Here is a 13,058-nt window from a genome sequence, read left to right as displayed (position 1 = left end):
TTTTTGGTATAATAAAATCAACCCAACGCCTTGCTCGATCTGTATGGATAACCTACAAATTTTAGTTGTTATCTACAAAAAAGTATAGATAACAACCAGTTATACGCCATTTTGAAAAGTCCCATTTATTAAAATTTTGGCAATTCATGTGGCGGAGTCGATATAACTTAAGATATAATTTAACCAATATTAATTAAAGTAAAAATTATGCCAGAAAAATTTGAAGGCGCCACTCCGCCACAAGAGAGTAAAGAAAATCAAGGAGAACAATTTGAGTCCGCAATAAGAAAATTTTTCAGGGAACAGTGGCCAGATAATCCTGAAACAAAAAAACAAGGTTATGGATTTGATTTTGACATTAGTGATCCGAAAATAGATGATATGAAACGAGTACAATCAGGTGATTTCGAAATATCTCACTTTCAAACATCCCCTACTTCCGACCCTGAAAAATTAAGCTTTCATTTCTATGTAGGCGGCACGGAATTTCATATCCAAGGTAAGGCGGCTGATAGAATTTATGAGCTTATGGAAGAATAATGAATTGCCAAAATAAATACATTAAGGTAGGGACTTTTCAAAACAGCGTATAACAGCGTGTATCCGGCTCGGGAAATTGACGCAAATTATATCCTTAAGGAGTGTCCATTTCCCTCGACCCAAATTTTCATCCCTTAGTTCGATGAAGATTTGGGTGGAGTTCTATTACAAGCTTGCGTTCGATAACCAAAATTTATCTCGTTTAATCGGGATGAAAACATCGGATACACGCAAACGTTAAGTGAAATATTTATAATTTTTTACTCATATGAAAAACAATTTTTTTCGAAAAGACTTAAATTTAGGTGGTCGTTGGTGGCACAGATTACTTTTGGTAATTTTTTTCGCGTCTTTCATCTTGGCGTTATACACACTATATGATTATTTTGACTCGCTCATTATTCCTCAATACGAAATTGTTGATTCTGTTAACGATCGAATAACGACCGAAGTTAAACAAATCCGAGAACTAAAGAAACCAAATGAAATAGTTGAAGAATTGTATGATCGTCCCGGGGCTTCATACCACCTAAATGCAACGACCGATAAAACTTTATATGACGATATTTATTGTTCCAATAATCTTGAAAATAAAGTTGCTGACGTACAAAACAAAAGCGGAATACGAACTTTGTTTATCAGAGATATATACGGCAAAAATGATGTCCCAATAGAAACATTCGCAAATTATATAAGAATAAACAATATCAAGTGTTTACTTCCTGACGCATACACGCATTATGATAGCAATGGGCAAGAAGACGGAAAACTTAGATTTTTAGAGCCAATAGATGACAATTCTTTGTTCTACAAAGATTTAGTTTTTTATAGAAAATCAGATTTTCTTACAACTTTTTATATTCTAAAAATATCTCTATTGGTCATTGCCGGATTTATTGCCGCTATTGTTTTGTACTATAAAGTTTTCCTTTACATAATATTCGGTTCGAAAAAAATTGACAACAATAAGGACGGTAAAAAATTATAAATACATCACTTAACAGCGTGTATGAGGCTCAAGAAAAAGCGCGTTAATAATTTTCAAAGGTTGCACTTTTTCTTTCACCCAAATTTCGCCTCCTCTAGAATAAAGTAAGGAAGTCGGCGAAACTTCTCATACACGCAAACGTTATACGAAATTGAGTTTTGTTTCTTTTCTACTAAAAAACGATTATGCAATTACAATGGCTTAATATTTTGGGCTACATCGCTGGAATTTTGGTCGTCATTTCAATGTTGCCCCAAGTGATTAAAAGCTTTCGTACTAAATCCACGAGAGATATTTCTTTGTCACGTTCAATAATATACGCGGTTGGTGTTATTCTATGGACAATCTATGGAATAATTCTGCATAATGGTCCACTCACTGCCATGAATAGTGTTGGCACAACACTTGGCCTCATTATGTTAATCCTTAAATTAAGATACGGGTAAGAAACAAAACCCAACTTCGTATAACACTGTGTATCTGGTTCAGGAATAAGAAAATAAAATGAATAATTTTTATATTTTTAAAAGCCCTTTTGAAATTTAAAACCCGCCGTTCGCATTGTTCTGCTAATAAGCGGGTAATACCATCAACGGCTCATGTCAACTGGCTGGACTTTTCTATCAGGCTTAATGACGATCTCATCGCCACTACACAAACCAGGACTAAGAATATTCGTACTTACGTATATTTGAAGAGCTTTTCCATCCAGTTTGCGAAATAAGGGCGAATGACCGTTTTGCACCAAAACAAAATATTGGCCGTTGAATATTTTAGAGTATTTCATTTTTCCTCCTGAGTTAAATGATTATTGTACATTCTAGAAATTAAACTTAGCACTATCGCTAATTTTGTCAACACACAGTCATCTAAAGTTTCAAAAGGGCTTTTAATTGAAGGTAATAATTCATTTTATTTTCTTATCCCCTCACCCAAATTTCAGATTCTTCATTGTAGCTTTTTATTGATTGAACATTACTGAGAAGCTACAATAAAGTATCTGAAACTTCAGATACACAGAAACGTTGTACAAAATCGAATCCCGAGGCAAACCAATAATTTTAAAATAATCATATGTCAGACATGTACAAAGGAACTATCGTTGAGGAAAGTTTAAATGACAATCGTGTAATCAACGATTTTAAAATTATTGGTTTTAGAATTTCAAAGGATGAAAATCCAGCAGATAGGTGGCATCTATATACTGTTTCTGTTACCCACGAAGATATAGCTAGGCTGTCTGAGAATATCAAGCCTAAGTGGTATATGCATTTTTGGAAAGATAGAGAAGTTATTGCGATTTTCCAGGGCAAGAAGTTTGAGTTTAATTATGATGATAAATCTTCGTGGGTACCCGCGGTTGAACACGGACTTTCAATCGGTATACCAAAAGAACAGCTGGATTTTCTCATTGATTAATGCTTCGGGATTCGACATCGTACAACACCGAATATCTGGTTCACTTCGTTCACCCAAATTGTTTCACAACTTCAGATATTCGGGTACGTTGTGTGCAATTGACCATAATTACTTACCAACTTAAAACACCATGCCATATTTTGAAGGAAAAGAATTCTCCACTATTTTTAACGAAATGCCAGCTCGTTCTTGGGATCGAAAGCATTTTTTGTCCGATTGGCAACGACAGATGGCTGATGCTGGAACCATGTTTAATGAAGATGATATTAAAATGGCTACAAAAATAGTCCTTTCTTCCCTTTATGACTCCTATGAGCAATGTGTTGAAATGATAAACAAAGAAGAATCTTTATCCCTCCAACAAAAACAAAAAACGCTCTCTAGGCTTAACCTAGCGATGACCAATTTGCTTGAATTCGGACAGCGATCTAATCAAAATATTGCCAGAAGTTTAGCGGATCGAAAACTAAGCAAGGCCGAAAATGGCGGAGAATTCTTTAATGACATTATTGATTTACTGATTCAAGAATTAGATCTAGTAAGTCTTGAATTTCATCAGAAACAAGAAGAATTTTATAATAAAAAACGCAGAGAGTCACCAAAAAAATTATAATCAACAGCACATAACAGCGTGTATGGGGTTCAAGAAAAAGTACGTAGATAATTTTCAGGGGTTGCACTTTTTCTTTCACCCAAATTTCGCCTCCTCTATGATAAAATAATAAGGAAGCCGGCGAAACTTCTCATACACGCAAACGCTATGAGGATATCGCTCGCTTCACTCACCTACGTGCTTTTTGCCCAAAACCCTTTTCCTGATATAATAAATTTGACTCTTCTGTAGTCAATTTTTATTTGCCCCTCAACTTATGTATCTCAAAAAACTAGAAATCAACGGCTTCAAATCCTTCGCCCAAAAAACTACCTTGGAGTTTTCCCACGGCATTACTGCCATCGTCGGGCCCAATGGTTCTGGCAAAAGCAATGTCTCCGACGCCATCCGTTGGGTTATGGGCGAACAAAGCATCAAAACCCTCCGCGGCAAAAAAAGTGAGGATGTAATTTTCTCCGGCTCAGACAAAAAAGCCCGACTCGGACTAGCTGAGGTTTCTTTGGATTTGGACAATTCTGACAAAAAAGTCCCCATTGATTATAGCGACCTCTTAATCACCAGAAAAATCTATCGCAATGGTGAAAGTGAATATCTGATCAATAATAGTAAAAGCAAGCTCGCTGACATCAATCTCCTCCTGACTCAGGCCAACTTTGGCCACCGCACCTATGCTATTATCGGCCAAGGCATGATCGACAACTTCCTCATTGCCACCCCCGAAGAAAGAAAAGAGTTTTTTGAGGAAGCCACCGGGGTCAAACAATATCAAATTAAAAAAAATCAAACAATTTCCAAGCTTCAACAAGTTGGACAAAATCTTTCTGCCGCCCAAATAAAAATCCAAGAAATGGAGCCACACCTCAACCTCCTCACCAGACAAGTCAAAAAGCTCAACAAAAGAAAAGAGATAGAAGCCGAGCTCCGGGAAGCCCAATTAAATTATTACAGCGCCTACTGGCAAGAAATCAATTCCAACTATGATACTGAAATAAAAAAAATAAATCTAATAGAAGAAGAAAAAAACAAAATTCATGAGCTCTGGCAGTCAGCCAAAGACGAACTGGATAAAATTCTCAAAAACAACAATACCAATGAAAAAATAGAAAAACTACGCCAAGAACATCAATCTCTTCTCGACAAAAAAATGTCCCTCAAGGAAGAATTATTTATTTTAAAAAATTCACAGATGGCAAAAAACAATAGCCAGCCATCAGCCAAAAACTTATCTGAGGAAAAAATCAACCAAATTTTTCAGCACCTCGAAACTATAGATCGGCTCCATCAGGACACCGAGAAAGAATTTCAAACTGGTCAAAATATAGACACAATACAAAAGCTCGTCTTTTCTGCCAAGGAAAAGATAACCGCCCTTCTCTCTCTACTCCGCCCTTACCTGCAAAAGACAACTCCCGAACCAGAAAAAAACAACACCAGCCCCAAAATAACCAGCTTGGAGGAAAAAATAAAGTCCTTAGAAGCCGAGGCCTCTTCATTACAATCAAACATCAAAAAAATCCTTGATGAGGAGAACAGTGATCGTTCCAACCTCTGGCACCTCCAGCAAAACTACCAAAAACACCAAAATGAGCTAAATATTAAAAATAACGAACTCAATGAAATAAAAATTAATCTAGCCAGAATAGAAACAAAAAGGTTTGATCTCAAAGAAGAAATATTGCGCGAGCTGGGTGGTTTTGATTTACTAAAAAAAGATGCTCCAAAAATTGAAAACTTGGAAGAAAAAAATTCTATCCTAAATAAAATCAACAAACTGAAAGGCCAATTGGAAATGATTGGCGGCCTCGACCCAGAAATAGAAAAAGAATATACAGAAACCCAAAAACAATATGAATTTATCACGACCCAGATATCCGACCTGAGAGAAACCATGGAATCACTCAAAAAAATAATTAATGAATTGGATCAAATCATCAAAAAACAAATGACCGAATCATTCGCAGAAATAAATAATTATTTTCAAAAATATTTTAAAATGCTCTTCAATGGGGGCAAGGCAGAATTATCTCTCCTAAAAGAATCAACGGAAAAAGAGCAAGAAGAAAATCAACCAAATGAAAATACCGCTATTAATTTTTTTCAAGAAAAAAATCGCGATGGTTATAGTGGTATTGAAATTTATGCTACCCCCCCGGGTAAAAAACTGAAATCAATTAGTATTCTCTCTGGGGGCGAAAGAGCCCTTACCAGCATTGCCCTTATCTGTGCCATTATTTCATCCAACCCAGCGCCCTTTATTGTGCTCGACGAGGTCGATGCCGCCCTAGACGAATCAAACTCCCTGCGCTTCGCTCAAATCTTAGAAGATCTCTCTCACAAAACACAATTTATTGTTATCACCCACAATCGTGCCACCATGGAAAAAGCCCGCCTACTTTATGGTGTCACCATGGGCGATGATGGCATCTCTAAACTAATCAGCATCAAACTAGAAGAATCTGAAAAATATGCCAGAAACAGCAAATAATAAAATATTAAAGGATAGCATAAGGGCAATAATTTTTGATCTAGACGGTGTTCTTATTAAGAACATCCCCCACCATATTGTCAGCTGGCAATATGCCTTTAAAAAATTTGGTATCAATGCAACGAAAAAAGACCTACTTTTATTAGAGGGCATGTCTTATAAAGAAACTATAAACTTTATTCTAAAAAAATATTCTAAAAAATTAAATACCGTTGATAGAGAAAAAATTCACCTTATAAAAAAAGAAAAAGTAAAAACCCTCCTTCGTGTTTCTCCATATCCATATGTTTCCATGTTGTTAAAATTACTCAAAAAAAGAGGATTAAGCTTGGCCCTAGTTAGTGGGGCCAATAAAAAATTTGTCCAAAAAATAGTTGATAAATTTTTTAAAAATTTTTTTAAAGTAATAATTTCTGGCGACGACACAAACAAAAACAAACCAAATCCCGAACCCTATCTCTTGGCAATTAAAAAATTAAAATTTAATGCTAAAGAAATTTTAGTAATAGAAAACTCCCCCCTCGGCATTAAAAGTGCAAAAAAAGCTGGACTCACAACATACGCAATTAAAACAACTCTCCATAAAAAGTTCCTACTCTCAGCAGACAAAATATTTTTTTCTCATAAAAAATTATTAAAAGAATTTCAAAAAAGCCTCACAGGTCCTTGACATTTTTCACTCAATATGCTACTATTATAGTAGGAAACTTTCCAGATATGGGAAGTTTTTTAATTGGCCAAATATCATATAAATAATACTTTTATATGTTCTTGGATAAAAAATCCCTTATTTTCTATAAAAGAATTCTTTTCGCGGTTTCTTTGATTTTTGCTTTATTGCAAACCAATCCACACCACTTTGTTTTGGCCGAAGAAATAAATTCTGATTTTGGTCGCGGACCAGTTGAAGTGTTGATCGTAAATCATCCCGACAACCCAAAAATTGCCGGCGATAGTATTGATATAAATACACTCCCAGAAACAAATGAGATTGATTATTATACCACCTATATTACTGCCACCGCCTATACATCCAGAGAATCAGAAACCGACGACAGCCCCTTTATTGCCGCTTGGGGTGATCGCGTTTATTGGGGGATGATTGCCAGTAATGCCTTCCCCAAGGGCACCAAAATTCAAATACCTGAATATTTTGGCTCTAAAGTTTTTACGGTCTTAGATCGCATGAATCCTCGCTATTATCATCATATCGATATCTGGATGTCTGATTTAAACTCTGCAAAAATTTGGGGCTCCAAATATGTAAAAATAATTGTCCTTAAATAATTATCTTTCTTAATACAAATACCCCCAACCGGGGGTATTTTAATTTTATTTATATTTAGAAGATAAAAACTATCTCCTAATTGGCATTATCAAATAAAGATAGCTATTATCTTCTTCCGGTTTTAAAATCACAGGCATATCTGAAGAATTAACCTCTATAACAACTTTTTTAGAATTTATATTTTGCAACCCATCCAATAAATACTTATAATTAAAAACCACACTATTATTCTCTCCACCCACCTCCGCTTTAAGCGTTGATTTATTTTCCCCATTTTGGATATTATTAGCAGAAATAATCAAATCTTTATTTTGATTAAATTCTATTAATATATCATTAATGCCGGCCCTAGAAAACAAACTTGCCACCTTTACCTGAGAGATCAGGCTATTTTTTTCCACCACTGCCCTGGTTTTATATTCCTTTGGAATTATCTCTTTGTAGTCGGGATAATTTCCTTCTATTAATCTAGACATTATGGTTGTATCTTGAAGATTAAAAACGACCTGACTTTCATCAAAATTTATTTCTACCGGTTCATTCCCCTCCCCACAAATACGCAGCACTTCCTGTAAAACCCTCAAGGGGATTATTTTATAAGCCTTTTTTTGAACCAATTCATTTTTTGTTAATTTGGCCTTCTTTTCTGCCAACCTATAACTATCTGTTGCCGCTAAAACCATTTCTTCCCCATCAACAACCATCAAAATCCCCGACAATTCGGGCCTAATGTCATCATATGAGGCGCTATTAATTACCTGGCCCAGAGACTCTTTTAGTGTTTTCGCTTCTATTATTATTCCCCCTTCTGGCTCCACCCAAGGGATAACCGGATAATCTTCTGCCCCCTGACATTTTATGGTTGTTTCTTGATTTTCTGTCATTATTATCAGATTATTGTCCTTTACCTCAACATCAACAGTGCCATCTTTTACCAAAGCGATATAGTCTGTTAAGATCTTCGATCCAACGGTTATTTCTCCTTCATTATCAACCTTTCCTCTCACGTTTGTTTTTATCCCAATGTCGAGATTGGTGCTCATTAATCTAATTATTCCCCCCTCTGCCTTTATTAAAATATTATTCAAAATAGGTAGACTAACGTTTTTTCCAACAATGTGTGAAACAGCACTAAGGCCTTTTATTAAATTTTCTTGAGTACAAGTTATTTTCATATTTTAAAAATTAATTAATAGTTGTCCATATTATATATTAATAGTTATTTATATTATATATTAAATATTATTATTAATAAGCGTTGTGGAAATGTTGATAATTAAAATTTTTTCTTATTTTGCTTTGATTTTTTAAACAAATCTGTCTTTCTTCTGTTATTAAGACTATAATTACTTTTTATATAAAAGGTTAATAACTTTTTTAAATTTTATTTATTATTATTTAGCACAACTTTTCCCCAATGATATAAACAACCCTAAACAGCACTATTAAATATTTTTTGTTTTAAAATAGTAATATCTTGTTTTAGTTTTTCATCATCAATTAACTGATTTTTTATTTTACTATGAGCGTGCATAGCAGTGGTGTGGTCTCTGCCACCCAATTCCTGCCCAATATTTGGGAAAGAGGCGTCTAGCTCCTCCCTCAAAAAATACATAACTATTTGTCTTGGCACCACTAATTCTTTTTTTCTACAGCTCCCAACAATATCATTTATATTAATAGAAAAATACTCAGAAACGGTCTGGATTATCAGTTTGGGCGAAATAGACCCCTTGCGCGGCAGGTTTACCAGAGTAGAAATAATTGGTTTTACTGACTCTAGGGTTGGTTTTTCTTTTCTTAGCTCGTGGTGGGCAATAATTCTATTTAATGCACCCTCCAATTCTCTAATATTGCTTTGTATGTTTGAGGCAATGTGGCTCACCACCTCATCTGGTAAAAAGTAGCTCTTTTCGGCCAATTTTGAGCCAATAATAGCAATTCTTGTCTCTAGATCTGGCTCGCTTATATCTGCTATCATTCCACATTCAAATCTTGACCTTAGTCTGTCTTCCAGCGTTGGAATAGCTTTGGGTGGGCGATCAGAAGATATCACAATTTGCTTGTTTTTTTGGTACAAATCGTTAAAAGTATGAAAAAACTGCTCCTGTGTTTGTTCTTTTCCTTCCATAAATTGAATGTCATCCATAATCAACAAATCAACATCTCGGTATTTATCTTGGAAAATCTTTGTTTTCCCCGTTCTTATTGCCTGAACAAAATCGTTAGTAAATTTTTCACAGGTGGTATATAAAACCTTTATTTTTGGGTTTTTTTCTATTAAAAAGTGGCCAACCGCTTGCAAAAGGTGTGTTTTTCCCAATCCCACTCCACCATAAAGGAATAAGGGGTTATAGGTTTCACCGGGTTTGTCACTAATCGCTTTTGCCGCCGCATGGGCCAGCTCATTGTTTTTCCCCACTATAAACTTATCAAAAGTATATTTTGGGTTTAAGCCGTTGTAATTATTTTGTTCTATTGTTAAATTTATGCTTTCAGGTGATGATGTTGACTCTGTTTGTGTATTTTTTTCAGCCAATATTAGCAGATTTTGTTTTCTTATCTCTATTTTATAGATTATGTTTTTTACCCGATTGTTTGTAATTTTTTTTAGAGTTTTTATAATTAAATCATTATATTTTTTCTCAAACCAGGCCTGCGTGAACAGGTTTGGCACCCCAATAATTACCTGATCATTCTCCTCGGCTATGATAAAGGTGTTTTTAAACCACGTAGTAAAATTAGCTTTTGACAGGGTCAACTCCAGCTCTCCCAAGACTGCCTGCCATAATTCATCTCTGGTCATATTTTTTGTATATTTTGTTTATTTTCTAAAAAATCTATCTAAATAATAGCACACTCCGGACTTATACACAAAGCAACAGAAAGAGTAAAAAAAGTGCAAAAAATGTGGATATTTTTGTGTATAGGTTAATAATATAAAGATTAATTAACAAAAACAAATTTTAGCCCAATATTTTGATTTGTTTTGTATTTTGTGTTATTGTAAAATTGAATTTTAATGTTTTTATAAATTAAATTTAATTTTATGGCAACAAAAAGAACTTACCAGCCGAAAAAACGGAAAAGGGCCAAAACTCACGGCTTTTTGGTGCGCATGTCGACCAAAAATGGTCGTAAGGTAATAAAAAGGCGCAGAGCCAAAAAAAGGGCTCGCTTAGCTTTATAATTTTTTCTAATTTTAGCCAAAAATATGCTGGCTAAAAACAACCGCTTGCGCCTCAAAAAAGAGTATGATCAGGTTTTTAAAAAAGGGCAAAGATATTCTAGTCCCTTTTTTAATCTAGTGATCCACCATTTAGTAGACTCCAAAAACCGTTTTGGTATTATAATTTCTACTAATATTAGCAAAAAAGCGACGGTTAGGAACTTATTAAAAAGGCGAATTAGGGCCATCATTAAAAAACATTTATCAGAATTTAAAGACGGCTTTGATATTGTCATAATAGCCAAAATATCCTCTGTTTTATTATCTTATTCAGAGCTAGAACAAGAGTTGGTCTCTCTTTTTTATAAATCCCATATCTTAAAAAACAAAGAATGACTTTAAATATTAAATATTTTCCGCGAAAATTAGCAATTTTTATTATTAAAATATATCAAAAAACCCTATCTTTTGATCATGGCTTTTTGGGTAAAATTATCAAACCCCAAGGACAGTGCCGTTTTTACCCCACCTGTTCTGATTATGCCATCCAAAGTATTAAAAAATATGGCTTATTTAAAGGATTTTTGTTTTCTTTTAAAAGAGTCTTTCGTTGCCACCCGCTTTCTTCTGGCGGCTATGATCCAGTAAAATAAATATTTTTTTATGACCGAAATTTATCATGTCTTAATATATCAACCACTCTTTAATTTGTTGGTCTTTTTTTATAATACTATTTCTTTCCAGGATATTGGCATTGCTGTTATTTTAATGACCCTTTTTATCAAAATCATCCTTTACCCACTCTCAGTCAAGTCCATAAAGGCCCAAAAGGCCCTCCAAGACCTCCAGCCCAAAATGGATGCCATAAAAGCCAAAAATAAAGGCAACCAAGAGGCTATGGGGCGCGAAATGATGGCTCTATACAAAAACGAGAAAATTAATCCTACATCTTCGTGTCTCCCACTTTTGATACAACTACCCTTCCTTATCGCCGTTTATAATGTTTTTCGAAACGGACTCAAGCCAGAGAGTTTGGAGATTTTGTACTCTTTTGTAAAAAACCCCGGCAATATCAACCCCATGGCCTTTGGGTTTCTTGATTTTTCGGTCAAAAATATTATATTGGCCTTTCTAGCCGCCATTGCTCAATATTGGGCATCTAGTATGCTTATCACCAAGCGTCAACCAAAAGTTGGTGGCTCCAAAGACGAGGCCCTAACGTCGGCCCTCAACAAACAAACTCTTTATTTTATGCCAGCCTTCACTTTTTTGATTGGCCTAAGCCTTCCCGCCGGTCTTACCTTTTATTGGTTTTTAAGTACGGTTTTAACCGCGCTTCAACAACTCTATATTTTTAAGAAACATTTTAAAGAAAAAAAGGATGGGGTGGTCATTTCAACCGACGCCAAGCCCATCAATTTAAAAGAAATAACAGACAATGATAATAAACAATAAAAAAATTATTAATTTGCCGGTTTTTACCGAGGCGGGTCAGGAGATTGGCCGCCTGGCAGATTTTGAGATTGACATAGACTCACAGAGCATTATTAATTATTATATTATTCCCCACCACGCCATTACCAGCCTTTTTAAAAACAGATTAATTATCAATCGTGGTCAAATTATAGATATTTCAGAAGATAAAATTATTGTTTCTGATAATTTTGTTAAGAGCAAAGAAAAAAAATTTAGTACCGAGAGGAAAAAACAGCCAGTCACCAGTCCTACCCCAGAATAATATTGTTTATTTAAGAACCCCGGCATCTGTCGGGGTTCTTAAATGTTATTTATAAAACTTTTTCCCATTATTATTTTTAATTTTCTCTTTAACACCTCTATTCTCGCTGGGGTTTTTATTGTTCTTTGCCCATCTATAATAATATTAACTGGTTTTTTTCGGTGTTCAATTTCCAGCGTTTTTATTGGGAAAATGCTGATTTTCTGGGCATTTTCCGGTTCTTTTTTATTAAATAATCCTTGCCACCAGCTCTGTTGCCCGGGTATAAACACCGCCTCCATCACGCCGTCATCAAATCGGGAATTGAAATCGTATTTTTTGGTATTTATATTACAAATACCAACAGTATTATTATTTTCTCTGGGGTTAATGTTGTATTCTTTAAAATTAAAAATAACATTATGATCATCAACCTCTAGTCCCATCAGAAAATATTGTTCATTTATTTTTCCCACATCCATCTCTCCGATCAGCCTGGCCGAAATTATTTTACAGGCATCTTCTGGAGAGCCAATGCCGATAGACTCAGCCAATGCATTGTTTTCTCCCATCGGAATTATTCCAAGTGCTACATTTTTCCCAACCAAAAAATCCAATACGCGGCTAACCGTTTGATCATTGCCTACCACTATTAAGTTTTTTGTTCCACCATTAATTTCTTCACTGATTAATTCCTCCAAATTTTTTAATACATTTAATTTGTGTATTCTCCCGCCAATACCCAAATCAGCCAAAAACAACTCTATTTTTGAGAGTTGTTTTTCATATTTTTTTTGATTTAGAAAACTATCGTAAATATAACAATACATCGTTCTAAA

16 protein-coding genes are annotated in these 13,058 nt (G+C 34.7%); 13 read left to right on the top strand and 3 right to left on the bottom strand.

Annotation, left to right across the window (positions count from 1 at the left end; genetic code table 11):
* The first annotated feature begins 207 nt into the window (after positions 1-207).
* The 8 genes from GYA54_01510 to GYA54_01475 all read left to right on the top strand — a co-directional run bounded on the left by GYA54_01510 (position 208) and on the right by GYA54_01475 (position 7,332).
* Positions 208-540 carry a hypothetical protein gene (locus GYA54_01510; protein ID NMC51387.1) on the top strand — a complete coding sequence of 111 codons (333 nt, stop codon included), beginning with the start codon at positions 208-210 and terminating at the stop codon, positions 538-540.
* Positions 541-808: 268 nt separating this feature from the next.
* Positions 809-1,528 carry a hypothetical protein gene (locus GYA54_01505; protein NMC51386.1) on the top strand — a complete coding sequence of 240 codons (720 nt, stop codon included), beginning with the start codon at positions 809-811 and terminating at the stop codon, positions 1,526-1,528.
* Between the two features lie 185 nt (positions 1,529-1,713).
* Positions 1,714-1,974: a SemiSWEET transporter gene (locus tag GYA54_01500; GenBank protein NMC51385.1), complete on the top strand. Its 261-nt coding sequence runs from the start codon at positions 1,714-1,716 to the stop codon at positions 1,972-1,974.
* A gap of 628 nt (positions 1,975-2,602) precedes the next feature.
* Entirely contained in the window at positions 2,603-2,947 is a 345-nt protein-coding gene (locus GYA54_01495; protein ID NMC51384.1) for a hypothetical protein, read from the top strand.
* Positions 2,948-3,077: 130 nt separating this feature from the next.
* Positions 3,078-3,560, top strand: a complete 483-nt coding sequence (locus tag GYA54_01490; protein NMC51383.1) for a hypothetical protein — start codon at positions 3,078-3,080, stop codon at positions 3,558-3,560.
* Positions 3,561-3,816: 256 nt separating this feature from the next.
* A complete protein-coding gene (locus tag GYA54_01485) occupies positions 3,817-6,045 on the top strand; it encodes an AAA family ATPase (protein ID NMC51382.1) in 2,229 nt (742 codons plus the stop codon).
* The gene (locus GYA54_01480; GenBank protein ID NMC51381.1) at positions 6,026-6,715 is read left to right on the top strand and encodes an HAD family phosphatase; all 690 of its coding nucleotides are present in this window, start codon (positions 6,026-6,028) and stop codon (positions 6,713-6,715) included. The genes GYA54_01485 and GYA54_01480 overlap by 20 nt, the downstream gene beginning before the upstream one ends.
* 95 nt (positions 6,716-6,810) lie before the next feature.
* A complete protein-coding gene (locus GYA54_01475; protein ID NMC51380.1) occupies positions 6,811-7,332 on the top strand; it encodes a hypothetical protein in 522 nt (173 codons plus the stop codon).
* A 69-nt stretch (positions 7,333-7,401) separates the two neighbouring features.
* Here GYA54_01475 and dnaN read toward each other — a convergent pair whose 3' ends face one another.
* Both dnaN and dnaA read right to left on the bottom strand, forming a co-directional pair.
* Complete coding sequence (dnaN, locus tag GYA54_01470; GenBank protein ID NMC51379.1) at positions 7,402-8,508, bottom strand: DNA polymerase III subunit beta; 1,107 nt, start codon at positions 8,506-8,508, stop codon at positions 7,402-7,404.
* A 257-nt stretch (positions 8,509-8,765) separates the two neighbouring features.
* On the bottom strand, positions 8,766-10,139 hold the full coding sequence (gene dnaA, locus GYA54_01465; protein NMC51378.1) for a chromosomal replication initiator protein DnaA: 1,374 nt from the start codon (positions 10,137-10,139) through the stop codon (positions 8,766-8,768).
* A gap of 243 nt (positions 10,140-10,382) precedes the next feature.
* Between dnaA and rpmH the strand changes: the two genes are divergently transcribed.
* From rpmH to GYA54_01440, 5 genes are read left to right on the top strand one after another with little or no spacing between them, the layout of a single operon-like run.
* Complete coding sequence (gene rpmH / locus GYA54_01460) at positions 10,383-10,523, top strand: 50S ribosomal protein L34 (protein ID NMC51377.1); 141 nt, start codon at positions 10,383-10,385, stop codon at positions 10,521-10,523.
* 24 nt (positions 10,524-10,547) lie between these two features.
* A complete protein-coding gene (gene rnpA / locus GYA54_01455) occupies positions 10,548-10,898 on the top strand; it encodes a ribonuclease P protein component (protein ID NMC51376.1) in 351 nt (116 codons plus the stop codon).
* A complete protein-coding gene (gene yidD, locus GYA54_01450; GenBank protein ID NMC51375.1) occupies positions 10,895-11,155 on the top strand; it encodes a membrane protein insertion efficiency factor YidD in 261 nt (86 codons plus the stop codon). Before rnpA ends, yidD begins: the two co-directional genes overlap by 4 nt.
* Before the next feature lie 10 nt (positions 11,156-11,165).
* Positions 11,166-11,957 (top strand): YidC/Oxa1 family membrane protein insertase, encoded by a 792-nt coding sequence (locus tag GYA54_01445; protein NMC51374.1) that lies wholly within the window; start codon positions 11,166-11,168, stop codon positions 11,955-11,957.
* Positions 11,941-12,240: a PRC-barrel domain containing protein gene (locus GYA54_01440; GenBank protein ID NMC51373.1), complete on the top strand. Its 300-nt coding sequence runs from the start codon at positions 11,941-11,943 to the stop codon at positions 12,238-12,240. The genes GYA54_01445 and GYA54_01440 overlap by 17 nt, the downstream gene beginning before the upstream one ends.
* Positions 12,241-12,278: 38 nt before the next feature.
* On the opposite strand, the gene GYA54_01435 is transcribed toward GYA54_01440, so the two are convergent.
* Positions 12,279-13,049, bottom strand: coding sequence for a hypothetical protein (locus GYA54_01435; protein NMC51372.1), 771 nt, complete (start codon positions 13,047-13,049; stop codon positions 12,279-12,281).
* Positions 13,050-13,058 lie beyond the last annotated feature (9 nt).

It is taken from the genome of Candidatus Kuenenbacteria bacterium, from assembly GCA_012797775.1.
Taxonomy (GTDB): domain Bacteria; phylum Patescibacteriota; class Patescibacteriia; order UBA2196; family GWA2-42-15; genus JAAZMX01.
Note: the sequence above shows the minus strand (reverse complement) of the source record. Positions and strands in the feature narration are given on the sequence as shown.